This is a genomic window from Uliginosibacterium sp. 31-16, assembly GCF_030730865.1.
Classification (GTDB): domain Bacteria; phylum Pseudomonadota; class Gammaproteobacteria; order Burkholderiales; family Rhodocyclaceae; genus Uliginosibacterium.
In genome coordinates, this window is sequence record NZ_JAVALZ010000001.1 from 1331400 (window position 1) to 1356387 (window position 24988).

Annotated in this window: 23 protein-coding genes; 13 read left to right on the forward strand and 10 right to left on the reverse strand. The window is 55.5% G+C overall.

The genetic code is table 11. From position 1 onward, the window contains the following. The first annotated feature begins 43 nt into the window (after positions 1 to 43). From Q9Q94_RS06130 to Q9Q94_RS06165, 8 genes are all read left to right on the forward strand, one after another. Positions 44 to 997, forward strand: coding sequence for a serine/threonine-protein kinase (locus Q9Q94_RS06130; RefSeq protein WP_305979138.1), 954 nt, complete (start codon positions 44 to 46; stop codon positions 995 to 997). After that, positions 994 to 1920 (forward strand): PP2C family serine/threonine-protein phosphatase, encoded by a 927-nt coding sequence (locus tag Q9Q94_RS06135; protein ID WP_305979139.1) that lies wholly within the window; start codon positions 994 to 996, stop codon positions 1918 to 1920. Before Q9Q94_RS06130 ends, Q9Q94_RS06135 begins: the two co-directional genes overlap by 4 nt. Positions 1921 to 2020: 100 nt before the next feature. Beyond that, complete coding sequence (rph, locus tag Q9Q94_RS06140) at positions 2021 to 2740, forward strand: ribonuclease PH (protein WP_305979140.1); 720 nt, start codon at positions 2021 to 2023, stop codon at positions 2738 to 2740. A gap of 124 nt (positions 2741 to 2864) precedes the next feature. Continuing rightward, positions 2865 to 4061, forward strand: a complete 1197-nt coding sequence (locus tag Q9Q94_RS06145; RefSeq protein WP_305979141.1) for an MFS transporter — start codon at positions 2865 to 2867, stop codon at positions 4059 to 4061. 295 nt (positions 4062 to 4356) lie between these two features. Next, positions 4357 to 5622: an integrase family protein gene (locus Q9Q94_RS06150; protein ID WP_305979142.1), complete on the forward strand. Its 1266-nt coding sequence runs from the start codon at positions 4357 to 4359 to the stop codon at positions 5620 to 5622. 60 nt (positions 5623 to 5682) lie between these two features. Further along, on the forward strand, positions 5683 to 6327 hold the full coding sequence (locus Q9Q94_RS06155; RefSeq protein WP_305979143.1) for an AlpA family transcriptional regulator: 645 nt from the start codon (positions 5683 to 5685) through the stop codon (positions 6325 to 6327). Between the two features lie 482 nt (positions 6328 to 6809). Then, on the forward strand, positions 6810 to 7424 hold the full coding sequence (locus Q9Q94_RS06160; RefSeq protein ID WP_305979144.1) for a hypothetical protein: 615 nt from the start codon (positions 6810 to 6812) through the stop codon (positions 7422 to 7424). 20 nt (positions 7425 to 7444) lie between these two features. Next, positions 7445 to 8839 (forward strand): hypothetical protein, encoded by a 1395-nt coding sequence (locus tag Q9Q94_RS06165; RefSeq protein ID WP_305979145.1) that lies wholly within the window; start codon positions 7445 to 7447, stop codon positions 8837 to 8839. 107 nt (positions 8840 to 8946) lie between these two features. On the opposite strand, the gene Q9Q94_RS06170 is transcribed toward Q9Q94_RS06165, so the two are convergent. Beyond that, complete coding sequence (locus Q9Q94_RS06170; protein WP_305979146.1) at positions 8947 to 9195, reverse strand: hypothetical protein; 249 nt, start codon at positions 9193 to 9195, stop codon at positions 8947 to 8949. Between the two features lie 157 nt (positions 9196 to 9352). Between Q9Q94_RS06170 and Q9Q94_RS18025 the strand changes: the two genes are divergently transcribed. After that, on the forward strand, positions 9353 to 9565 hold the full coding sequence (locus tag Q9Q94_RS18025) for an AbrB/MazE/SpoVT family DNA-binding domain-containing protein (protein ID WP_371929819.1): 213 nt from the start codon (positions 9353 to 9355) through the stop codon (positions 9563 to 9565). Between the two features lie 75 nt (positions 9566 to 9640). Next, complete coding sequence (locus Q9Q94_RS06175) at positions 9641 to 10039, forward strand: hypothetical protein (protein WP_305979147.1); 399 nt, start codon at positions 9641 to 9643, stop codon at positions 10037 to 10039. Between the two features lie 62 nt (positions 10040 to 10101). On the opposite strand, the gene Q9Q94_RS06180 is transcribed toward Q9Q94_RS06175, so the two are convergent. Genes Q9Q94_RS06180 through Q9Q94_RS06195 form a run of 4 tightly spaced genes read right to left on the reverse strand, consistent with a single transcriptional unit; the run spans position 10102 to position 14673 of the window. After that, positions 10102 to 10902 (reverse strand): abortive infection family protein, encoded by an 801-nt coding sequence (locus Q9Q94_RS06180; RefSeq protein WP_305979148.1) that lies wholly within the window; start codon positions 10900 to 10902, stop codon positions 10102 to 10104. Between the two features lie 23 nt (positions 10903 to 10925). Continuing rightward, positions 10926 to 12887, reverse strand: a complete 1962-nt coding sequence (locus tag Q9Q94_RS06185) for a DUF3732 domain-containing protein (RefSeq protein ID WP_305979149.1) — start codon at positions 12885 to 12887, stop codon at positions 10926 to 10928. Continuing rightward, complete coding sequence (locus Q9Q94_RS06190) at positions 12884 to 13372, reverse strand: three component ABC system middle component (RefSeq protein WP_305979150.1); 489 nt, start codon at positions 13370 to 13372, stop codon at positions 12884 to 12886. The genes Q9Q94_RS06185 and Q9Q94_RS06190 overlap by 4 nt, the downstream gene beginning before the upstream one ends. Then, positions 13369 to 14673 (reverse strand): ABC-three component system protein, encoded by a 1305-nt coding sequence (locus Q9Q94_RS06195; RefSeq protein WP_305979151.1) that lies wholly within the window; start codon positions 14671 to 14673, stop codon positions 13369 to 13371. Before Q9Q94_RS06195 ends, Q9Q94_RS06190 begins: the two co-directional genes overlap by 4 nt. 278 nt (positions 14674 to 14951) lie before the next feature. Between Q9Q94_RS06195 and Q9Q94_RS06200 the strand changes: the two genes are divergently transcribed. Genes Q9Q94_RS06200 through Q9Q94_RS06210 form a run of 3 tightly spaced genes read left to right on the forward strand, consistent with a single transcriptional unit; the run spans position 14952 to position 16775 of the window. Beyond that, complete coding sequence (locus Q9Q94_RS06200) at positions 14952 to 15269, forward strand: hypothetical protein (RefSeq protein ID WP_305979152.1); 318 nt, start codon at positions 14952 to 14954, stop codon at positions 15267 to 15269. Between the two features lies 1 nt (position 15270). Beyond that, positions 15271 to 15672 (forward strand): hypothetical protein, encoded by a 402-nt coding sequence (locus Q9Q94_RS06205; protein ID WP_305979153.1) that lies wholly within the window; start codon positions 15271 to 15273, stop codon positions 15670 to 15672. After that, positions 15669 to 16775, forward strand: coding sequence for a site-specific integrase (locus Q9Q94_RS06210; protein WP_305979154.1), 1107 nt, complete (start codon positions 15669 to 15671; stop codon positions 16773 to 16775). Before Q9Q94_RS06205 ends, Q9Q94_RS06210 begins: the two co-directional genes overlap by 4 nt. A gap of 290 nt (positions 16776 to 17065) precedes the next feature. On the opposite strand, the gene drt3b is transcribed toward Q9Q94_RS06210, so the two are convergent. The 5 genes from drt3b to Q9Q94_RS06235 form a co-directional block, all read right to left on the reverse strand. After that, on the reverse strand, positions 17066 to 19021 hold the full coding sequence (gene drt3b / locus Q9Q94_RS06215) for an antiviral reverse transcriptase Drt3b (protein ID WP_305979155.1): 1956 nt from the start codon (positions 19019 to 19021) through the stop codon (positions 17066 to 17068). 9 nt (positions 19022 to 19030) lie between these two features. Next, positions 19031 to 20299 carry an antiviral reverse transcriptase Drt3a gene (gene drt3a / locus Q9Q94_RS06220; RefSeq protein WP_305979156.1) on the reverse strand — a complete coding sequence of 423 codons (1269 nt, stop codon included), beginning with the start codon at positions 20297 to 20299 and terminating at the stop codon, positions 19031 to 19033. 515 nt (positions 20300 to 20814) lie between these two features. Next, positions 20815 to 22149, reverse strand: a complete 1335-nt coding sequence (locus tag Q9Q94_RS06225; protein ID WP_305979157.1) for a DUF6161 domain-containing protein — start codon at positions 22147 to 22149, stop codon at positions 20815 to 20817. Beyond that, positions 22146 to 23351 (reverse strand): restriction endonuclease subunit S, encoded by a 1206-nt coding sequence (locus Q9Q94_RS06230; RefSeq protein WP_305979158.1) that lies wholly within the window; start codon positions 23349 to 23351, stop codon positions 22146 to 22148. Before Q9Q94_RS06230 ends, Q9Q94_RS06225 begins: the two co-directional genes overlap by 4 nt. Further along, the gene (locus Q9Q94_RS06235; protein ID WP_305979159.1) at positions 23348 to 24970 is read right to left on the reverse strand and encodes a class I SAM-dependent DNA methyltransferase; all 1623 of its coding nucleotides are present in this window, start codon (positions 24968 to 24970) and stop codon (positions 23348 to 23350) included. The genes Q9Q94_RS06230 and Q9Q94_RS06235 overlap by 4 nt, the downstream gene beginning before the upstream one ends. Positions 24971 to 24988: the final 18 nt, after the last annotated feature.

Sequence of the window (24988 nt, forward strand, 5' to 3'; positions counted from 1 at the left end):
AGCCTGAAAATCGATTAGAACTCGGATAATAACGCCCGGATACATGCCGTCTCAAGTTAATAGCGCTCTGCCACCCGGCTTCCAGCTGGAGCAATACCGCATCGAACAGCAGCTCAGTCTGGGCGGGTTTTCGATCGTCTATCTGGCGACCGATCAGGACGGCAAGCCGGTCGCGATCAAGGAGTATCTGCCGAATTCACTGGCGCTGCGCAAGGCTGGCGAGATCGAGCCGCAGATCGATGAGGAGCATCAGGCTGCGTTTCGCTACGGCATGAAGTGCTTCTTTGAAGAAGGGCGTTCGCTCGCCAAGCTGCAGCATCCGAACGTGGTGCGCGTGCTGAATTTCTTCCGTGCCAATGGCACGGTATATATGGTCATGCAGTTCGAGCGTGGCCGCACCCTGCAGGACTTCATCCAGCGCAACAAGGGCCACATCAAGGAGCGTTTCATCCGCGGGGTGTTCACGCGCATGCTCAATGGTTTGCGCGAGGTGCACTCGCACAAGTTGCTGCATCTGGATATCAAGCCCTCCAATATTTATCTGCGTAACGATGGCACGCCGGTGTTGCTGGATTTCGGTGCTGCGCGTCAGACCCTCGCGCAGGATCAGCCCATGCTCAAGCCGATGTACACCCCCGGCTTTGCTCCGCCGGAGCAGTTTACGGATCGCGAAAATCTGGGCCCGTGGAGTGACATCTACAGCACCGGTGCGGCGATGTACGCCTGTCTGGCCGGGGTGGCGCCGCAGCGCTCGGATGAGCGCATCAAGAAGGATCTGCTGGAGCCGGCGGTCAAGCGCTGGGCCGGCCAGTATTCCCCGCATCTGCTGGAGACCATCGACTGGTGTCTGCTGATCAACCCGCTGGAGCGGCCGCAGAGCGTGTACGCCCTGCAAAAAGAATTGCTGACGCGCACGCGTTTCGTGGCGCAGGAAATCCCCACCACCTTGCTGGGCAAGATCGCCCAGCGTTTGCGAATCTTGATGGGTAAATCATGAAGTTCACGATCTACCAGGAAAGCCGTCCCGGCGCCCGCCCCAACAACCAGGATCGCGTGGCCTACAGCTACACGCGCGAAGCGCTGCTGCTGGTCGTGGCCGACGGCATGGGCGGCCACCTGCACGGCGAGATCGCCGCGCAGATCGCGGTGCAGTACATCATCGAATCCTTCCAGCGCGCTGCCAAGCCGATGATCCAGGACGAGCTGATGTTCCTGTCGCGCTGTCTGGGCAATGCTCACGCCGCGATTCAGGACTATGCCTTCGACAAGAGCCTGCCCGAGGCGCCGCGTACCACCATCGTTGCCTGTCTGATCCAGAACAGCGTGGCGTTCTGGGCGCATGCCGGTGATTCACGTCTGTACCTGATCCGCCGTGGCCGTATCGTGCAGCAGACACGCGATCACTCGCGTCTGCAGATGATGCTTGATCAGGGGCTGATCGACGAAGAGGCTGCAGCCCGTCACCCGGCCCGCAATCGCATCTTCAGCTGTCTGGGTGGCACGCATTCGCCGCAGATCGAGTTCTCTTCGCCGGTGCCGCTGTTCGCCAACGACCTGATCGCGATCTGTTCGGACGGTGTCTGGGGCAATCTGACGCCGGAGGATTTCACCGACCGGCTGGGCGACTCCAACATTCTGGATTCCTCACCGCGGCTGCTTGACCTTGCCGAGGCCCATGGTGGCCTGACCTGTGACAACCTGTCGATGCTGGCGATGCGCTGGCACGATGATTATGCAGAAGAGCAGGCCTCGACGATCTCGACCGACACCATGCCACTCGACGGGATTACCACCAAGATGGAGGGCTTTGCCCGTAGCCGTCCCGAGGCGGGCAATCTGAGCGACTCGGACATCGAAACGGCGATCAACGAGATCAACCAGGCGATCCAGAAATACTCCAAGTTCGATCCGGGCAAGTAAGCCGGGTTGTGCTGATGTGGCAAATGAACGGGGGCGCAGCAGCGCCCCCGTTCATTTGCGCGTTACCATTTCACCACTTTTCACTTTCCAGCCCTCCATCATGACCCGTCCCTCCAGCCGCAAGCCTGCCCAACTGCGCGATGTGCGCATCACTCGCAACTACACCTGTCACGCTGAAGGCTCGGTGCTGATCGAGTTTGGCAACACCAAGGTGCTATGCACCGCTTCGGTCGAAGAAAGCGTGCCGCCTTTCCTGCGCGGCAAGGGCGAGGGCTGGGTGACGGCGGAATACGGCATGCTGCCGCGTTCGACACATACGCGGATGGCGCGCGAAGCGGCCAAAGGCAAGCAGACCGGGCGTACGCAGGAAATCCAGCGTCTGATCGGCCGCAGCCTGCGCGCCGTGGTCGACCTGAAAGCCCTGGGCGAGCGCCAGATCACTATCGATTGTGATGTGTTGCAGGCTGATGGTGGCACCCGTACGGCGTCCATCACCGGTGCCTGCGTGGCGCTGTACGACGCGCTGCAAGGTCTGGTGACGGCCGGCAAACTGCCCGCCTCCCCGCTCAAGGACTGGGTGGCCGCCATTTCGGTCGGTGTGTTCGAAGGCGAAGCCGTGCTGGATCTGGATTACCCGGAAGACTCGGCCTGCGATACCGACATGAACGTGGTGATGACCGGTGGTGGTGGCTTCGTTGAAGTGCAGGGCACGGCAGAGGGCAGCCCGTTTGCGCGCAGCGAACTCGACAGCTTGCTGGCGTTGGCGGATCAGGGCATCCAGCAACTCGTCGCACTGCAGAGGCAGGCCGTCGCTGGCTGAAAAGGCACGTCCAGCCTTGCTCTTCAGGCATCGTGCCGCGCAGTCTGCAGTTCCTTGCGGGCTTCATGCCCGCGCTTGAGTGTCAGCTTCGGTGAAGTTGTCTGACAATGTTAGAATTGCTGCCATGCAGCTCTCGCGCAACCAGATCCAGATCTTTTCCCTCATTGCGGTTTCCATGCTGGCCCATGTCACGCTGGGGGGCGGGCGGATCGCCGCATCGTTGTTCATGCTCAAGCATGGCGGTTCCGAGGCGCTGGCCGGGATCGCCTATAGCGGCTACAGCCTGCTGCCCGCGCTGCTTTCCCTGCTGATGGGGCGCTGGATCGACAAGGTGGGGCCGCGCCGGGTGATGCGCACCAGCCAGTTGATCATGGTCGCCGGCCTGCTGGCCCCTGCCTTGCTGCCGAGCATGATCACCGTGCTGGCCGCGGCGGTGGTCTGCGGCTTCGGTTTTGCCAGCTACATGCTCGCCGCCAATGTGGCGGTGAGTGTCATGCCCTTCGAGCGTGAAGGTGACCGTGTCGGCATGCTCGGCTGGCTGGGCATGGGAAATTCCGTGGCTGCGGTCGGCGGTCCGGCGTTGGCCGGCTTCATGATCGACCACGGTGGTTTCGCTGCCGCCTACGCTGCGATGGCACTGATCGTCGGCGCCAGTCTGGCGGTCTCTTTCTGTGTCGACGTGCCGGGAGGAGTGGGTGGTGCCCGCAAATCCTCCAGTACGGGCGGTGGCAGTGTTGTCCGCATGGTTTTTACGGACCCGCGCCTGCTGCGCATCTACCTCCTCGCCATGGCGGTGTCGATGGCGTACGACGGGTTTGCATTCATGACCCCTGTGCTCGGGAATGAGCGCGGCTTCACGGCCACCACCATCGGCATGATCATGTCGGCGTTTGCCGTTGGCACCTTTGCCGTGCGGGCCCTGCTGCCCTGGTTGTCACGGCGCCTGTCCGAATGGCGCATGATGACGCTGGCCTTCGGCCTCACGGCCGGGGTCTTCCTGCTCTTGCCACTGGCGGAGCATGGTTACGTACTGGCGACCCTGGGCTTCATTTTCGGTCTTGCCGCAGGCGTCGGCCAGCCCAACATCCTCAGCCTCATCTACCGCGCCATGCCTGCAGGCAAGGCCGGCGAAGGCGCCGGGCTGCGGGCCATGATGGGCAACTCCATGGGCCTGACCGCCCCCTCGGTTTACGGTGCAGTAGCCGGGTTGTTTGGCGCAGTGCCGGTCTTCATCGGGATTGGTTGCGTGGCCAGCTTTGCCAGCTGGCAGGCGAGTCGGGGACAGAAACTGAGTCTGGACGAGCCCGGACGGGATGTCTGATGGCTGTGTCGGAATACAAAAAAGCCCGGTTCAGAGACCGGGCTTTTTTGTATTTTGGTAGGGGCAGTAGGATTCGAACCTACGACCAATTGATTAAGAGTGAGTTACATTAAGCATTTATTGATCCTCACCGGCCATTAAGCTACATTATTAGACATACAAATCAATGGCTTGCTGTACCACTATTCATGACAGCCCTAGCCCTACTTCGAACTAGACTGCTTACAAATAGCTTACATTTTTATGCGTCTGTCACGCCGGCGAACGCAGAAAGCCCGCAGAACGGGGCTTTTCGATGAAAATCACCAAAAGCCGCATTGACGCCCTGCCAATCCCGGAATCCGGTCAGCAGCTTCACTGGGACGACGAGCTAAAAGGCTTCGGTGTTCGCGTCACCGCCTCAGGCAAGAAGGTGTTCATCCTTCAGTACAGAATCCAAGGCAACACCCGCCGAGTCACACTCGGGCCATACGGCCCCATTACTTGCGACGAAGCACGGAAACGCGCGATCACCGAGTTGGCGGAGGTGTACAAAGGGAACGATCCGGCGGACAAGAAAAAGGAAGCAGCGGTTCAGCGCGTGACCTTGCGCGAGGTGGCACAGAACTACTTGGACACAAAGACCACCAAAAACGGGCCTCTTCGTGCCGCAACCCGGAAAAGCATCGATTACCACATCACCAAAACCTTCTCAGACTGGGCCGATAAGCCTGTCGCAAGAATCGACCGTGACGGCTGCAAGAAGCGTTACCTTGAACTATCGAAGACTGCGCCTGTCCTGGCCAATCAAGCCTTCCGAGTGTTGCGGGCGCTACTAAACTGGGTGCGCGAGGAGTATTCGACGAAGGACGGCAGCTATCTCCTATTCGCCGAGAACCCCGTAACGCGGATGCTGAAGACTTCCCCGTGGAATCCAGAGCCTCCTCGCAACAATCGCAGCATCCCCCTCGACAAGCTGGGCGAGGCATGGTCACTACTGCTCAACCAGCGCCTACTCACCACCAAGAACACGCGTTCGAACGTTGATCTTGTGATCTTCATGCTGCTAACGGGAACCCGTATCGGCGAAGCCTCTCGCCTGACATGGGATCGTGTTTCCCTCGACGGGCCGCTTGGGTGGTTCAAGCTTATCGAGACAAAAAACCACCACGACATCACCATCCCGATGTCCCCAGTTCTTCGAGAACTTATGGCGCTCAAGCAAGTGGAAAGCGAGCCGGACAACCCTTATGTGTTCCCAGCCCATTTTGGCGGCGAGGGCCACATCAAAGACGCCCGGTCAGTTATGGAGAAAATATCGACGGTAGCGGGCAGTAATCTTAGCCATCACGACCTTCGGCGAACTTTCGTGGCCGTTGCGCACGCTTGCGGAATTGCGTCATGGAAAGTCGAAGTTTTAACCAACCACATCCCGCAAACAGTCACCATCAAAAACTACACCCCCACCGCCGATTTGAAAGACATGCACGAAGAAGTAAACAAGATCGCCGCGTATATACTTGCCAAAGCGGCGGCCTTGGAAATCCAAGCAACAGCTGGAACTCCCGCAGAGGCTGAATAAGCCTCGGTGAGTTTGGCTGGTAACGAGCCTTCACTATTGATTTCCGCGAGGTAACTGTTTGTGGGCATATTTGCCAAATCCGATTTGCTCGACACGAAGGAAGCCGCTGTTTTTCTCGGGCTGACCGTTTCCACGCTGGAGTCATGGCGCTTGAAAGGATGCGGACCTTCCTACAAAAAGATCGGGCGCCTCGTCCGCTACTCCGAAGCTGATCTGCGTGCCTACATTGATTCATGCAGTCGGCAATCCACATCGGAATACCTGACAAAGACCAGCGAACCATCCACAAGAGCGGTGCCATCCAAAGCAAGCACCTCGCCCCGCAAAGACTCCACTACAGACGATCCCAACAAACCGCGCAGAGGACGACCGCGCTCGAAACCGTCCTCGCCGGAGCAAGTAGAACCCTGCTCACAAGATACCGTGCCATCAGGCCTGCCGATAAAGCCTGAGCCTTCAAGCCCTGCGATTGCGAATGAACGCTCACAGCCTCAGCCAGAGGCAAAATCGCCGGCAGCTATGCAAAACCCCGTCCGCACCTCGCGCCTGATGATCATTAAACCGGACATGACACAGGTCGCGCTGATCGGAAAACAAAGGGCATTCCAATCTGCCGCCAAAGCCAAGCCCCGCACCGTCAAACCTGGCGGGCCTCAAAATCAGTTGCCCAGCAAGAAGGGCGATTCCGGCGCGGACGAGCAATAAGCTTGCTCTTCTGTACGGGTCAGACCGGCACCCTGACTGATCCCACACGGTATTGCAGCCCTCTTTTGATAGGTATAGGATTGAAGCCGTCAGTCGGCTTCTGACGTCCTAGAGATGTACCACCGCCTCGTTCGAGGTCCGTGGCTTGAATAGACTGCGAACAATGGCTTGCCATTGGCGTGCGTAAAAAAACGCACGTAGCGACCAAACCAACCAACCTAAAAATTCATGCGGCCTAACAAGTCTGCACAGGTCTTCCTGAGCATTGTTGGGTCATGGTTGTGTCATGTCGCTCAGTCTGTCTAGGCCACTTCGCTCCCATGGCTCATTCGATGCTCCAACTCATCAACGTTTGGAGTTATCCATCATGGATATTCGAAAAGCCAGTTCCTCCGCTGCCTTGAAGGCAGCAAAGATGCATACCAAATCAGAAGCCAATCTCTACAGCGGGGATCACCAGCTGAAAGCGGGAGGGCGCTGACATGACTGCTCGCTTTAAACGCAAGCCCATTCGCAAGTATCAAATCCCCGCACGTGTTGAGATTTCCCCGCAGGCAGAGCTGTTCAATCTGCACAGCGACCCCGCCTTCAATTTTGAAGTCGATGCCAAGCTCTTGCCATACGAAGGCAAGATTGTTGTCGTCCAAAACATGCGGATTAAGCTGTCTCCACCCCCCAAGCGTCTCCAGACCGCCACTGGCACGGTGGTGGAGGCGTTGCGCATCTTCAACAACCACGTGTGCTTATGGCTGGAAAGCAACGTGACCTCCCGTTGTTGGGACATTGCGCCTGAGCAGAGTTTTCTGGTTGATCGCATTCGACTGATCAAGGTCAGTGAGCGTTCCAAGCAGGGGTCGCCTCGTCTGACCATCAAAGCAGATTACGACGCGGACACAAAGATTCTTAGCCTGTCACTCCCACATGAGTCTCGTTGGAGCGATTGCGGCCTCGGCTGGATGTGGAGCCATTACCCGTGCTGTGAGCGCAGCGCGAAGAACCCGCGTCCATGGGCCGGAAAAACGTGCGACTGCCAACGCATCAAGCGGCGTTCTGGAGTCAGCTCGCGCAACCAGAAACGCGCTGAGCGCCAATCATAATTCACGAGGTTTTTGCAGCCATGATCGACACACTTACCCTCCAAGGCCCGCTCGGACCATATCAACCTAGCCAGTTGAAGCACCTGACGCGGATGACGATTGAGCAATATTTCACTGCAAAATCGAACACCATCAAGACTTACGTTGACTCACCACTCACTGGCGCCCAGATTGAGGTTTCCTACCACTGCGCAATGGGCTCTGCATATCTGAAAGTGAAGCTACCGCTCGCCTCTGCCGCCGTTGGGCACAACTACATCCATGCCGGTGCGGAGCACGTCGATCTTGAGATCGATGCCGCGAACCTGCTGTGCCGCTTTGTTCTGACCGCGCTGGAGTTCAGCACAGCAGAAATCTCTCGCTGGCTGGGTTGCGCTCAAGTCATTGAGGCAGAGCTGACATGGCACACGGCTACTACTGGGCGGTCTGCGGCGCGCAAGCTCCTAAAAAAGTGTGAGGCCGCCTTCGAGGCGATGGAGCAGAATAGTTCCCGCCACGACGTTCCTGTTTGCGACGTTGATTGCCGCAAGAAAAATGGAGCCCAAGGCATGCTGGTGACCTTTAAGAGTGGTGATAGCTTCCGCCAGTACATCAAGGTCGAGCAGATCGAGGCTCGGGACCGAGCCCACCGCAAACGCAATCCAGGGATAAAGGGATACCTTGATCTGCCGGCCATTAAGGCGCAAATCGAGGGCCATGTTCGCAATGAAGCCATTCTGTGCGCGAAGACGCTTGAGAAGCTCGGTCTTGATGACCCGCGCCGGTGGAATCAGCAAACCGCAGAGCACGCCATCCAAACTTTTTGGGCCAGCAACGTCGCTCAAACGGTGTGGATTGCAGAGGATGAACTCGCAGCTGTGATTGCGAAGAAAAGCCCGGAGGTGCAAGAGACCTACGCACGCTGGAAGAGTGGCGAATCCCCGCGCAGTTTCTTGACGGCCAGTCAGCTGACCCGCCATCGGCAAACCATCCTGACCAGCACCGGGCGCGACATTGACTTGTCTCCGCAGCAACAAAATACGCAGGGTCGCTGGGCGAAACAGATCGACTACGCCCGCCGAGAAGAGCCCCGCAATGACATCCGAGACTTCGTCCTTTCTGAGCACACGACCCCCTCCATCATTGCTGAGTTGCGGGCAGGCATTGATCTCTTCACTGACGGTACGGTTCCCGAGCAGGCGCATGTTCCGTGGGGGCCGATTGATTGGCTGAAGGTGGCGGGTCGATATCGTTCTGGACGCGCATCAAATACGGCGGTGGAGTCCCCGTCCTTTGCAAGCCGTGCGTTGTCAGAAGCCGGCTCAACGAAACCGCGTGTCTCTGTACGCAAAGCACGCGGGATCGACACGGTTCCAGTTCGCGTGGGGCAGAAGCCAATGCGCCTTGAGGTCAATGGTCAGGTAATGCAAGCCTGATCGCCTAAATGCCATTTAGGTAACTGCGCAGCAAAATGGGCCTGACTCTCACGAATCAGGCCCATTGCTTTTTGCTGACAGGCGCAACGTGTGCGCCGCCACTGCCTTTAGCTCAAGACATCCAGTTGCCAGCGCGTATCGGTCGGCAGGATGCGCGCCAACTTCTGCTTGCACCAGGCGAACTTCGGTTTCAAGACTCCTTGAACGAGCACCGTGCCATTGGTGTAGATCGTGATCGTGGGGCCAACCCAGAGCTGCAGTTTGTGCCCGCTCGGCACTGCGTCTGAGTTGCGAATACGGAAGCGGCTGGTAAGCAGGGCAAGTTCGATTTCAGTGGCGAGGTCGAGTTTCGACATGATTTGTTACTCCTGTATGTTGAGTACAGGCACCCCGTGTGTCTGTACCCGCAGCCTTTACAGGACCGAACCAAAACAGCCGCCGAACTGATTTTTCGCGCCAAGGTAGGCATACCAATTTCGCTGAGTCGTAATGGCTATCAACGGAGGTGTGTCTATGCCCAAGCTCTGTGTGTGGGGGAACAGTCTCGGCGTTCGCCTGCCGAGTCACGTTGCCGAGATGACGGGTGTGCGAGCGGGCGACGAGTTGAACGTCCGCGTGTCCGATGCGGGGATCATCGAGATCACCCCTGCCAAGCTGAGGAAGACGCCAACGTTCGCCCGCGCTTCAGCCCCGCGTGCGCCACGGAAAAGCAGTGATGAGTGGTAGGGCGCGCAAAGTTGAAGAAGTGAAGACAGGCCACCGGGCGTTCTGTACCGTGGCAATACACTTGTGGAGATACTTATGAGCGAAGCGGAAGTAGTCCGCCAGTTGGACGAGTTGGCGAAAAGACGCCCGATTTGTTTTGAACTGGGCAGGGTCGAAGTGGCGTCAGACGTGCGGGACCATCTCCGCGCACTTGGCGTGCAGGTCGAGTCGGTGCTGTCCTGGCATCAGCGCTTGCTGCCAGATGTCAATGTCATGGACAGCTCTGATCACGCCATAAATCTGGCTGCCGCCCCCAAGAAGCGGATGGTTTTATCCGTGTACGCACTTGGCGAGCACAGAATTGGAGAAGGAGTACGCAGCCTGTGGGTGGAAACCGCTGACGGGCACGAACACACCGTTATGCGGCTCCTGCCCCCGCTGCCGAAGGCAAGCAACGAGAAGTGGTTTCAGCGCGTAGCCCGGCTACTGGGGTGAAGCGGCAACTCTTCAGGAGTGGGATGTATGGGCGGGTTTCGTTAATACCCGCCTTCAGTACATCAAGCAGCCCCAAGCCAACGTTCCATCACGAAAATCACAATGGTGTGCGACGCATGAACGGCCAAACGAGCCTCTGACGGAACGATTTTCGGCGGCTCGATGCCGCGCCCGTGTGCTGATCCGATGTGTGTGCGGTAGGCGCCAACACCATCCACTATCGACGCGAGCCCCTGCAATATTCGCTTCTGATCGTCTTGCAACGTAGGATCGACATTGAGGCCAAGATGCTGCTGCACTACCTTCCAGAGAGGGCCTATTGTCTGCTTGGAAGGCATCTCCAGCTCGTGCATCTCAATATAGGTCTTGCACAGGGCCTCGATAATGGCGCTCGCCGCAGTGATCGCAGCATGCGGATCGCGGTCAACGTGTGAGATGGCGCGTTGGAACTCTGCTTCGATAGATGAAAAGTCGCCGATCTTGAAATAGTCCGCGAGTGACTTTGCCGCTGGACTCGCTCCCGCCAAAGTGATGACCCCATTCATCTGGTACGCCAACTGATTTTTCGCCAGACTTGCCCGGATGCGCTCCTGTCCGGAGCCAATCTTCTGGTCCCCGTCGTTGAGCTCCAGATCCATGAACTTCTGAATGATCTGTCCAAGCACTTGCAGTGGATCGACGGCCGGATCATCGTTACACCGCCTGAGCCAACTGCTGCACTTCGTTTCGCAGTTTCCTTCGGGGACACCTCCCGGCGCGCCGCTCTCCATGAACAGGGCGTTCAATGTTGAATGGCTATAGTAATACTCGGCGAGAACAGAGGACACGGCGCCAATGACGGAATTGGGAATCCTATTGGTCACGGCTCTTCACCCAGCTTTTCTGGTCAAGAAGTTAGTTGAGACATCAAGGGCCAGTCTTCCGGCACCAGTGCAGGCGGTTTGGTCCATGGCTGTTCAACCAAAGAATCTTGGAACCACTGGTCTCGAAGATTGGCATGTTCGGTCACTATGAGCTGGAAACCAGGGACGTCCTTCTTCGTGAAATTCAGCAATAACTCGAACAAGCGACGGACTGCTGCCAGATCGGCATCTGCCTCCGTTTTCTGAACAGTTCCATCCGCTTCTTGGTAGACCTTCTCCGAAGGGAAATAGACTTGGGTTGGCTGGTCGATCAGCAGAAACTGAGGAATCGGGCAGTTATTCTTCGAGGCGAAAAGGTGCAGAGCCAGCAATGCCGAGAGGTGATAAGCCAGATGGTTCTCACCACCGCCGGTTCGGCTCATAGGCACCGGACGATCCGGGCGGTCGAAAACGATGGTGAGATGATTCAGGTCGAAGCGTGCAGGGAAGGCGCTGAACTCCGCTTCGAAAATCTGGATGTACCGTGATACCTGCGCAGAGATGTTGTTCAGAACTGAAGTTAATCGTTCGTGACTGTCGTCGGCACCGACTTTTTTCTCAAGTTCTTCGACCTTGAACTTCAGGCGGCGGTGCTCTGCTTCGCGCGCAATCAACTCCGCATTGGGAACAAGATTTTCCAAGAACAAGCTGATGCGACCGACAACCCGTGCCGCCGCGTTGTTGCGCGTCCCCATTTGCGCGATCACTTCATTGGCTGCGATCGCAGCAGACAACTCCGCTTCCTTATTCTTTATCGCATCCACGACCTCGCGTACCTTGTCATCCTGCTCGGCAAGGTACGCCTCCAATTTGGGGCGTTGGCCCACGACAATGCTCATTTCTTCGTCGAGTGTTGCTAGTTCTTTAAGGAGCACTTGTGCAACAGGAGACTCCAGAGCCAGGTTCGCTTCGCAGAATGGCCACTGCCATTCACCGGTCTCAGGGTTCTTGGGGAGGGCCTTAATGGACGCGAGTCGATCTTTTTGCTCCAGCGCCTCACTTTCAAAGCCGCCAGCTCGCTTAGAAAACAGGCGAGCGGCATCGACCTTAGATTGGGCCTCCCGTCTGTCCTTGCGCAACTGGCTAATCTCCTCTTCGAGCCGAGATATTCTTTGACCGTCGTCGTCGGGAACCGAGGCCGGCTTCCATTGCAGGGCAGTACGCAGGGCGTCGATAACGCCGTCTGGCCCAGCCTGCTGATTCTCCGGCGTGATGATACCAACCACCTTGGCCTCCGAGAAAAGGCCGATTCCCTTCTGCTGGGACGTATCGATGGCATCACGCGCCTGTTCGAGGAGCTTTGCGCTGAGCTTCAGCTCACGCTGTGCTGCGCGTAGTTTGGCTTCCAGCTCATACCGGTCATTGGATGAAATGCCAAGAAGAATCGGCAAAGTGTCGCGGATCGCCTGCGGCTGAAACGCTTCATTCTGACGATAAAAAAGTTGGTCTTTGTTGGCGACAATGCCCTGTTTCTGGAATAAGTAGTAGTACGTGTGCTTGACGTTCGCGTCATAGCTTTCCCGGCTGTGTTCTATCGCAACGTCAGTACGGTTCTCCGGGATGCCCAACAGCCGCGACAGCAGTGCAGCCACCGCATCGTCATCGGTGTTGACCACCAATTCTCTAAAGTCGGGGATTGCCAGTTGATGCCCTCTTCGCTGCATGGCGGTGCTGCAGCTTATGGCACCAGCGCTAGGCGTGGGTTTTGCAATCAGTACTTGTTCCTGAGGGAACTGATAGATCACAACGAACCACGCCACCTTGTCGCGAATGATGCCTTCTGGAACATTGAAGGTTGAGCGCCCCATGCAGTATTCGATGATCTCGGAGAGTGCTGATTTTCCGGTGGAGGAACGGCCAGTGATGACGTTCAGGCCATCCACTTTGAATTGAAGATCTCGGCGCTGCCCGTCGTGACTGTAGATATGAATCGATTTGATTTTCATGGGCGTATTCCAAATGTTGTGTACACCGTCACGCGGTCTGCGATGCGCGCGAATTCTTTTCCAACAATGCGTGCGACGCGCTGGCAGGAGATGGACTCATCGGTCCCTGTCACGGATTTCCGAACGCGTTTCGGCACAGTCTTCAATCGGCCATCTTGTGACACGACAAAACATCCTCGTTCCATCAGCACGCCAAAAGCTTCGAGCGCAAACGGCAGCAGGTCACGGGCGCGGTCGGCGAAGCCAACCAGCAACTGAGGATTCTTTTCAACGATTTTCAGAAGATAGCTGCGAGAACTGCCCGCGATCACTTCGCGAGAGTCTTTCTGCAAACACAGCGGCAACACCAGCAGCGCAAGGGAGAACGGCATCCCGTCCGGGTTCTCCTCCTCGTAGCCTTGCAATGCCCTGAAAAGGACCAGGCCGCAGAACGCGGGGTTGAAAAGATTTTTGACTTCAAATGGTCGTTGGTCCCATCTTTTCATTCTGCGGCCCCCAACAACTGGCCGACACGGTCAAGGAAACGTGGGTGCCAATAGACTCTTGGAAGCGGTCGGCTGTTTGCAAGAATATGAAATCCGCCGCGCACAACATAAGGCTCGGTCACACGCTCCCGAATGCGAAGTGCGCTGCTGTCACCACTCTCCAAATCAGCCCATCGATACAGCGCTTTGCCCGCTTCCAAGAGAACTGAATCCGCGCTGTCCTCATCAAGTTCCTCGAAGACCACATCCCGGTAGCGACTCCATTCATCCACAAGGCGGTCTTCGTATTCTTCCATTTCTCCCGAAACAAGAAGATTTTGGCGAGCCCAGGAAGACCGCTGCTCGAAAGCTCGGTAGTAGTCCAATATGGCATTGCGAATGCGGTTGGAGGCAATTCCAATTTCTCGCAGTTGGACAACAAACAGGCGCGGATCATTGTCTGCGTCGATTTCTCCTGCGGGCACCTTTCCTCGGAAGGTGATCGGGAGGTTGTCTGACTTGTACTCCTCGGCAAACGCGGAAAGCTTGTCTGAGATTTCGTAACCGAAGATGGCGTCTGTACGCTTTCCGACCAAAAGATTGACGATGGTGTCATTCCACCAACCTTCGAGGCGCTCGAAAATGGCGTCGCGGTTGTCACGCTGGATGCTGCGCATATGCTGGTCTTTGATGATTGAAGGCACATCGTCGATGCGCGGCCCTCCATCAAATATCACGATACGCGCAAGAAAATCATCCTTCTCGTCATCGTTGAGTTTGTGGAATTCGGTAGCGATTTCACCAATGAGTTTCGAATCAGACCTAGCCAGAGCGTCGGCAGCAACCTGTGACAGGGATGCTCCCGCGTCGTCTGTCGGAGGTTCCGGCAAGAAGCGCTGTAAAAACGAGGTATTTGAAACGGTGCCCGTCGAAAACAGAAAGAAGCGGAGACTCGCCTCGCTGCGCCCATCGCGATTGTAGCGAGCCAGCCAGATTCGGACTGACTTCCAGAAGTCCGTAGACAAGTCAGTCAGACGATCACCAACTCCCTTGTGTTTAAGTGAGGCGAGCGTTTTGACGCCACCCTTGTCAAGGAAGTCAAGGTCGTCGTCTTTTTCAATTAAAACCGATGTGCTCTCTGGCAACTGCAAGAGCCGAAGCAGTGCAAAGCGGGGCTGGTAGATGTACCCCAGTCCCTGCTCGCCGGCCGAATACTGGTCAGTAGAACTCTCCGCCATGCTCAAGTCCTTGCGTCCATTGTTAATGTTAGAGGGGGCGAAGGAATGAAAACCCGCCTCAACATGATATTGCCCTAAATTCATGCTAGGCAGCTAGTTTCAACCGGCGCTTTGCCGACCAAATTTTGCTAGCGGCCGAGAGGCCGAAAAGGCTGAACTACCTCACAAACGTAGGCCAGCCGAAGTTGAATCACGTTTGATCCACCCATACACACTCTGACATGATGGTAGCGCAGCCGCATTCGTGACTGCGCCACCCCTCCTGCAGCACCAATCCCCACGCACTTCCCGCACCGCGCCAAGGCCCGCCCTTGGCGTTTTGCTTTGTGCTGCGCGGGTGGCTCACTTTCACAGGAGCCATCATGGATCAACACCAATCTCAGCCCGCCGTATCTCGCCCTCTGTCACCGGCACCGCTTTTCTCACTGGGCCAAGTCGTCGCCACGCCAGCCGTAATCGACCACCTGATGGAACACGGGATATCGGCACGTACCTTTCTCCACAGGCACCAACACGGCGACTGGGGCGACGTGTGTAGCGAGGATGCGGCGACGAACGAATCCGCCATCAAGCACGGCTTTCGCATCCTGTCCTCTTACGAGTGCGCAGGCGAACGGCTGTGGATCATCACGGAAGCCGACCGAAGCGTGACTACCTTGCTCCGGCCGGACGAGTATTGACATGGAAACCCTAAACGCTTTTCTGCGCGGTGTTCCATTACGTTCTGATCGGCCGATGTACGACCTGCTTCGCCAGCTTCCCTTGCTGAGTGCCGCACCAGGAGCAGCGGTCGATTACGAGGCCGCAGACGCAGCACTTCTCGTCTCGATTGCCGACAACGCCGAGACCGCCATGCAGGTTGTACATCGCGGCTTGCAGGCAATCGGCGTACTGCTGGCCAACTCCTCACCGGAGTACGAAACCAAGGAGCTGTCGGCAGCAACGGTCGAGGCCATTGGCTGGCTCATCGCTGAGTTGGCGGACGTTTCGGCGACTGCACATCTCTACTCAGCGGCGTGCCGACGCCACACGTTCGACTTCGATCCACCAGAGCCACGCGTTATCCCTCCAGCCATCCCATGAGAGTCCATTCCGGGCTCTTTTCATTTCGGCACATCCAACGCGGGCAGCCTGCCGATTCCGCAGGCATTCGCCTCAATCCATCAATCATCGCCGCGTTTCACGGCAAGCCGCTGACGTACGAAAAATCGCAGTTTGCGAATCGCTGCCGGAGCCTCAAAAACGCTCAAAACGAAAGCAAAGCCAACATGACACGCAATACACGGCTGAGCGCCGAAACGCTCACAGAGGCCGATTTAATGGCAGCTGCACGTGCAGCCTCGACGCGCAGCGAGTACGCTAAGGATGTTCAATACTTCGCGGCGGCGGGGTACAGCATTCCCGCCACCGTTGGCGAACTGGCCGAGTACATCACCAAGGAGGCCGCACGTATCAAACCGCGCACGCTGGCAAGACGCCTAGTCGCAATTCATGTCGCACACACTGAGCGCGGGCACGCCAGCCCTGTGCATGCGCCACGGATCAAACAGCTCATGAAAGGCATTCGGCGATCAGTTGGAACGGCACCGCGTCAGGTTGCCGCATTGATGAAAACCGATCTGCTGGAGCTGCTGCTGGTGGCAAACAAAGGGCGGCCGATGCAGGCAGCGCGTGACGTTGCCTTGCTACTGGTCGGCTGGGTGGGGGCGTTCAGAAGAAGCGAGGTTGCTAGCCTGCGAGTGGAGGATGTGAGCTGGCTGGACGGCAGCGCTATTGAGATTCTGCTTCGGCACTCGAAAGTGGATCAGGAAGGGCAAGGCTACGTGAAATTCCTGCCAGCCTCGCATGGTGCATGGTGCCCGAGCAAGGCGCTCAAGCACTGGCTTGAAGTATCGGGCATAACCAGCGGTTACATTTTCCGGCCGATCAATCGTCACGACCAGATCGGTGACGCAGCTCTAACGCCACACTCCGTGGCTCGTATCGTCAAGCGATTGGCCGAGCAGGCAGGGCGCGACCCTAGCGCCTACTCGGGGCATTCATTGCGCAGCGGCTTCGTATCGGCGGGGATTTTGGCGGGCGTGCCGAGTTACCAGTTGATGCAGGTGACAGGGCATCGAAGTGAGGCGACCTTGCAGAAGTACGTGCGGATCAGGGATCGGCGCAAGATTACATCCCTGCTGTGAAAAGCGCCGCCCGTGTTTTCATCGACTGTTAGCTGTCGAATTGGAATGGCAAAGCAGGCCCTAATTCGACGTTTGAGGTGAAGGACGGAAGACTCGCTGAGTGTGTGGATGACAAAGCCATCGCGAGACAACTTAGCCACCGCTCAAGTACCCACTCATGCTATCTGTCATTTCTGAACGTCTGCACGCGAAGATACCGAAAAGTCTCTTTTTACGGAGACCAATTGCAACCATTGGTTACCCAGTGATTGAGGAGGAGCCGAGAGCCGTCCTTCAGGTCGGAGTTTAACTCAGTACGCCTGCTTAAGCTCTTTTTTCTCAAGTGAGTTAAGCAAATCAACGTCAGCCCAATCGATCAGGGCACGACTTTGCCCTGTAGATCCCAGAAAAGCCTGCAGGCTAGCGGTATTCGGCTGCGCCTTCTGCAAGGTACGATACAAACTTTTCGTCCATGCAGACTTCTGAGCATCATCTACATAAGGACAAGAAAGTAGATCCAAAAACAGATACGCCTTTTCGCTATCCATCAAAATATCGGAAAGGTCATTCAGCTTCATACAAGCCGCTTTGAGCAAAGCTTTTCGGATGTCCTTATATCGAGACTCGTCACGCACATAAAAAAGACAAGAAACTATCGTGAAATACGACAATTGCTTGCCTTGTATGAATAAATCGTTAATAACTTCAGGCGGCAAAAGATGTTCGGCTCCCAGCTCTCGGATTGCGAGAACGACATTAAGATACTCAAGATGCACAAATCCATCTATACCCTCAGCGTGCTTCACCCCACACTGCTCAAGCAGTAGCTCCGCAGAAAGATCATAAATTCTCTGCGCTATTGTTGCAGAGTGCTCAGGCAGGTGGCGATTGCTAAACCTAAGCGAAAGGATAAGCGAAGTACTAAGTTTGTAAGATGCGCCTACCGATGGAGAGACGCTATAGAGAAAGAAGAGCACATCCAAAAGAACCTCTAACGCCCCTAGGTACTCACTTTGATCGCCCGCGCCAGCACTGCCAGGAACATTGTTAACTAATCTTTTTATTCGCTCTGTAATAACAGATATCAGGAATGAAGCTATTTCGTCGTAGCCTGACTCAACAGAAGCGCAAAGAGACTTAATGGAATCTATATAGCTCTTTGTCAGCTTCCAGTGAGAGTGAACTTTTATTGGAACAAGCTTTCCGACATCCGTCTGATGCAAAAATTTATCAAAAAAGTCGTTTGCCTGGCGCCCGGCATCGAATATCAGGCCAGACTTTGGCGTCAAAAAGGGTCTTCGAATCGTATCCGATTTCGCTGAATTTGCATGCAAATTGAACCCAACTAGCACGTCGGCGTATATGTCGTAAATTTTGCGTGCAACATCTTCGTTTCTGGCAAATATAAACACATCATCCACATACCGACGAAATGCGTAATCAACCCCATAATTGGAGCTCAGCAGTTCAATAGCCTTTCGATCAATTTCTTGAAACAGAATTTCTGCAAAAATCCGGCTAACCTCAGGTCCGATTGGAATTCCATTCGTCTCGTTGTGATTTCCGTGACGAATAACATGATCGAACTCTTGTGCGAATGTGGTAAATACAGACACATTCTCCTTCGTGAACGCTTTGTCCTTCACGCCCCAAGAGAGGCAGTGGGTGTATATGCTATCAAAGCATTTAGACACATCTAGTGTCATCAAAACTGAAAATCTTTTTTCCAGAGAAAAATAATCTCTAGAATTGAAAAATTTGTACAGTCGGTCGTATCCTCGATACGAAAAATAGGAAGGCGTGTGCTTTACATACCGATCAAGATTGTCGACGGAAACAGAACCGTTTTTGTACTGATTTATGTTTTCCCAAGAACTCTTTCTGTAGTAGCTACCCGCCACCCGCCTCGGGGCACGAATCGACGCCGGGCTTATCGAGCAGTAGTGAAGAATCAATCGCTCGTATTTTTCATAGAAGCCACGAATTTTCCACTGAGAAGACGGGTGCAGCAGAGCCAGTCTGCGAAATTCCTGAGCATTCTTTTTTACTTTGTATAGATATGGAACCGTTGCGCTAACTGATTTGCCAGCCCCCTCGCCAAAAACCAGCGCCTGTATGATCGTTTTTCGTACATCACAGGCTTGATCATACAAACCAATCTGCTCGTAAATACCGTCATTGGAAAAAATAATTGGGGTCTCGAACGGCAGGGTCTCGGTAATCAAAACCCTGTTATAGTCTCCGCGTTTTATTAGATTCTTCTTCATGGCAATGAATCAATTCTTCCAGCACCGCTGTATGTCAGATATTCTCTGCCCTGAGAAGTGTACAAAACTCTTGGAGGCATGCCCTCGGGCAAAACTATACTTTAGCAATTGGCGCTTTTGCTTGCCTTCTAGAAGCATTGCGGAATTTGAGAAAACCCTTCCACTATTTGCAAGTACTGCATTTCTCAAGAATCGATCAAGCTCAAGAAGGCCTCCTGCGCTGACGGTAACAAGTGGGTAACTGTGATAAATCCCGGCAACTTTTTTCCCGCCAGCCTTTGGGTTGTATACGCTGAAATTTTGCGTCAAGAATGCAATCCGGTCACGAAGCAGATGCCAGTCATTGTTCTTGCTAAAATCAAAGAATGAACGGACGAGACGCGTTTTAATTTTCTTTATTTTTCTGCTTGAGATGTCCACCCAAACAGATCGGCTCAAATCCCCGTCTTTCTTTTTCCCCGCTTCAGTTTTCGTCGGATTTGACACCGAAAAAGCATAGCCAAGATAGTCAAATTCGATCAACTTTACAGGATGAGAGCCGCCATCCTTGGCTACTTTTGTCAGTATTTCAACGATAGCTTTCTTGTCTGGATTTAGATCAAGCCCGCTAGGAAGTGCACCCCTTAATTCTCGAACAAAACAATCTTGCTTTTCCCTAGCGGACGTGACAATTATAATGTCATCAACATACCTAGAATAATAAAAAACATCACTTGCTGAACGGACGAAGTGGTCAAATCCTCTCATGAGGAGATCAGAAAGGACTGCGCTGAGCGCCAGCCCTCTTGGCACGCCGCTCCCCCCAATCGAGCCATGAGCATCGAGAACAGCTTCGATTAGTGATTTGCTCTGTGGGCTGAGACGCCGAAGGTCGCTCAACACTTTCAGCACTTCAGATTTCTGGAAAGATTCGTAAAAGCTTCGTATATCAAGACGATATACGCGATACGGAACCCCCTCTGCCAAAAGCAAGCGTAGATTGGCTACGATTTGCGATCGCCCCTCTCCATTTCTCGGGACGCAATACTTCAAATTTTGAACCACCTTGCGTGCAAGCAGTTCGTCTTGTTTTCTCAGAAATCGGTAAACAGGCTTCCCTTTCAATGGGAAGCTTACGAGAGGCTGATGAGGTGCATTGAACTTTGATAAGGCTGAAGTAACAGCCCCTGCCAGCACTTCTTCACGAAACGCAGAATGCGTGGCAGCCGGCAATTTCCGGAAGTCTCGCTTAAATAGCACGCGCTCTAACGTCTTCCGGCAAATAGACTGATCGTACAAAATAAAACCACCTCTTGTTGTCCATCGTAAACAACTGCGCTTCTAGGCGCGCCTCTGAACTAACCGCTTAGAAGGCCTCCGCTTTACTCAGCACCCCATCCACATCCTCGAATTTGCATAGATCGCTGGATTCCCACCCACCGCCAAAGCCTTGAAGTGTGCTCCGCCGCAAGTAAGGTTGCCGCCCTCCACGTTGCGCAGATCGCCAGTGAATAGGCTACTCTTGGTTTTCACCACAAAGTCCAACCGCTCCTGCCGTCGCGCTCTACCAGCACAGTCCAATCGGGGTTGTAATTGCCTAGTTGCGTTGGCACCTTGAGCTAGCCGAGCGGTTTGGCGTAAGCCTTGATGGCATCGTTTTTCTTCAAGGCATCGGCAAAGTCGCGCTCGATGGTCGAATCATGGGCTACGTACTAGTATCCGAATGAGATCGAGTATAACCATTGATTTCCACAAATATGACGACATCGAAGCGTCGAGGAGGGGCGCCACCGCAGATTTCTAACCCTTGTGACCTATCTCAACTTCGTCATGAAATCGACCATGGACGGGGGTAGGCCTTCGTCTTTTACGATGCCATCGCCAGACGGCCGGAACAGTGCGGCAAGCACTGTTTTCAGATCCTCACCTGCTGGAAGCTTGTTCTGGCTGATCAGGGCAAGATAGGTTTCTGCCATTGTGACGCGCTCAGCAGCATCATTCTCAAGGTGCAAGTGGCTGAGGAATACGCGCACGACCAGGCGAATGAACCAGAAACTCAGGGTGGCGATCAGCACCAGTGCGGCGACCTCGAAATGCCAGGAGCTGCTGAGCGCCTCAACTGCTGCCGGGGCAGACGCCCCCGCTTTCGCAACCTTGGCGGCGGCATCTGCAAGCGCCGCATTCTGGGCGACCACATCACCGACCTTGCCAACTTTCCAGAAGAGCAGCCATCCAAGCAAGACCATCGTCACGGCGGACGCAATGCCGGACCCGAGAGCCCACTTCGCGTGACGCTCGCGTTTTTTCGTCCAGTAATGCACAGGCGCCTCAAGGCTCATATGCACGTGGTAGGTTTTTTCCAATGTCTCCAGTCGAGAGCGAGCATCGGCCAGCTCTTTCTCCCACGCTGCATTTCTGTCAGATTGGGCCTGATCCCAAGCTCCAGATCGCTCCTCTTCAGCGGCCTCGAAAGAAGATTGATTGGACGTCGTTTTTTCAACCACGTCGGCGTCCAGTATCCGAAAGCGCTCAACTACTTCTGCATCCAGCGCATGGAAGCGCTCAACCATCTCCCGCTCAAACTCGCTGGACTTGGAAAGCCGCATACTGAACTCGGTAGCAAGCTTCTCCAAGGCCAAGCGCTCTTGCTTGGAACGATCCTTGTAGCCACGCTCAAAGAGTTGCAGCTCCAGAACACCTTCGACCACATCCTGCATGTAGTTCGCGTCATTGACGTTCTGGCCAAAGTAGATTGCAGCGACCACACAAGCAACCCGCCAGCGCCCTTCACCTTTCAGGCGTTCGATGAATTCAAGCTTGCTGGACTTGCTTACCAGCCAAGGAAAGGAATTGAACCAGCCCTGCATGCGATTCGCCGCATTCCGCAGGTTGCCTGCTGCGTGGTCTCGTTGCCCTTGACTCTCGTATTGCATCGCCTGCTCGATGAGGCTGCGACAGTTGTGCACTTGGCTGACCAAGGCATCCCAAGCCCTCGAACTGCCCGAAATGCCATGCTGGTTTAACCAGCTCCATTGGTTCTGCAGGTTACTTAGCCAAGCAATGAACTCTTGCCCGCTATTCCAAGTAAGCGTCGTGCCTGTTTCCGCGAGGGTCAAGGAGAGATAGGGCGTGGCTGGGGTTTCGCTCATGCGGCACCTGTGGGGGCGAAGGTCTGCGCCAGCAGCGCGTCAAACAGCTCACGGCTCTTGGCAAAGGCTGCGGTTTGCTGGGCAATGATGCTTTGAGCTTCTGCCAGTCGGCTGGCAAATTCTTGCTGCAGGCTAAACGGCGGAATGGGTAGCACGAGTTCCATTAGCTTGCCCTGTGAAATATTCTTCATAGAGCCGCTCGTGCCAGAAGCAATCTGACTCAACTTGCTTCGCACGCTCTGGTTCTGAAATAACGCGAGAACAAAGAGCGGCTCCATAGGAACATCATCCTTCCAGACAAAGCGCCATAATTTGTCTGGAAGAAGCGTGCCAGGGCTTTCTTCGAAAACGTAAGCAGTCGCCCCCACTAGTTCCTCAGTGTTAGCTCGGCTAAACAGCAGATCGCCTTTCCTAACAAAGTGGCTTTCCGGCGCGATGTATCCCTGCGGCACAGGTTTGCTTTCCCCTGACCGATAGACGCCTTGGGTAACCGCGCTAACCTTCAAGATACGCAAAACACTTGCCGCCTCGTCTTCGCCAGCAGCTTGGAAATTTTTCCCGCCTTGGAATGCGGCAACGAAGTCGGAAACCTTGCGCAAAGGCCACCCCTTCGGGTTCGTCGCCGGGTCGCCGAAATGCTCCACGAACAGCGCCGGGATCAGGGCTTTGGCACGGTCCAGTGCTTGCTGTTGCAGCCGCACAATACCTTCTGCGCGTGAGAGCACATCAACAATGCCTTGTTGTTTTTCTGCGGTAAAAAGGGGGATTTCCAGACTCTCAACAAATCCAGATTGGACACTGTGAACTGTCGCGCCTTTTTTTACGCCACGCTCTAGAACCTGTGATGCACAAGACCGAACAAACCAGTTTAGATATACGGGATCAATACGCTCGTCTGTGGAGATGAGAGCTTTGATGTCTTGGTTAAATGCCAGAGGGCGCAGGGCTCTTGCGACAGGAAAAGAATGCGCAAGGATGCCTGAGCGCACGACGACAAGCGTTGCGTCGGAAGGAACTACACACGTTGCAGACCGACCCACTGCTTCTTGAGAAATATGGTCACTGGCATCATCCAGCGTGGATGCCTTCATATCTTTGGGAGAGACCCAGGGGATATCTCCGCGCCAATAGGCTTCGTTTTCCTTGCTGGGAGTGCCGCCATGCCTTATCTGGCAAACAGCCTTCAGGGGCAATGAAATCATTGACCGCCCTCTGCGAGAGCTGAGCGCAATGCCTCAACCTCTTCCGCAATCTCAACCTGAATCGCCGCCAGCTCATCCAGAATTTCCTTCGGGCTGCGATGCACCGCGGCGGTTTGCGTCAGCGGGCGATAGCGTCCCGCCGAGAGGTTGAAGTCCGCTACCTTGAGCGCAGCCAGATCGGCAAACCACCACTTCTCGGGCCATTCGGCTTTGTCGTCGCGGCCTTGCCACTGGCGCAGCAGGTCGAAGCGGCTGGCATAGCAGGCGGCCAGTTGCGGCAGGTCGTCGGCTTCAATCGGGGTGTCGTGGTTGGCATCCAGTTTGAAACCGTCGTTGTCGGCTTGCAGAAACAATACTTCGCGCGTGCTGCCACCTTTCTTGAAGAACAGCACCGAAGTCTTGACGCCGGAATACGGCTGGAACACGCCACCGGGCAGGCTGAGCACGGCTTCGACGGTGTTGTTTTCCAGCAGCATGCGGCGCAGTTCCTTGTGCGCACCGGTGGAGCCGAAGAGCACGCCTTCCGGGATGATGACGCCGCAACGACCGCCGGGCGCAAGGCTGTCGAGCATGTATTTAAGGAAGAGCAATTCGGTGGCGGTGGTGCTGCCGATCTTCACGTCTTCAACGATGCGGTCTTTGTCGACACGCCCGGAGAACGGCGGATTGGCGAGCACCACGCTATAGGTCTGCGGCAGGCCCAGCTCTTCGCGGCGGGAATCATCCAGCGTGGTGGTGAGCACGTTGCGCAGCAGGATGCGCACGTTCGGCAGGCCGCGCAGGGTGAGGTTCATGCTGGAGAGCCGAACCATCTTGGGATCAACGTCGTTGCCGTAGAAGGTGCGATTCGCCAGTGTTTGCGCGTCTTCGAGACTCAGGCGGTCGCCAATGCCGCGCAGCACCTGCTTGCCATCCACATCGGCCAGTTCGCGCCCAGCTTCGGATGAGTGCTGCAAACGGATGTGGTTGTAGGCGGCGACCAGAAAGCCTGCCGTGCCCGCAGCGGGGTCGTAGATGGTCTCGCCAACCTGTGGATTGACCATCTCGACGATGGTGCGGATCACATGGCGCGGCGTACGGAACTGGCCGAGTTCGCCGGCCTGCTTGATCTGGCGAAGCACGTGTTCAAACAGGTCGCCCTTGGTGTCGGCGTCTGCTTCTTCCAGCCGCAAGCCATCGACCAGGGTGATGATTTGCGTGAAGACGGTCGGTTCGTCAATCGAGAGACGCGCCCCGGCCATGAAATTCACGGCGGATTGCTGGGCGACCTCGCCAAAAAAGGCAAAGGCTTCATCGCGCACGAAGCGCACCAGCGCTTCGCCCGACAAACCCTTGGCCCACACCGACCAGCGGAAGCGACTCTTGGGAATGCTGAGCGCGCCGGGCTTATCGGCATTGAGCGGGTTTTTGAGCTGCCAATCACCTTCGAAGATCGAGGTGAAGGGCTGTTTGTACAACTCCGCCGTCATCTGGTTTTCGGCGTCGATGCCTTCGATGAGATAGAAGAAAAACAGGAAGGCGAGTTGCTCCGCGTTGCTCATCGGGTCGGGGTAGCCACCACCGAAAAGGTAATCCCGAATCTGGTCAATCTTGCGGCGCATGTCGTTGGTCAAGGGCACTGCGTTGTTCCTTTGTGA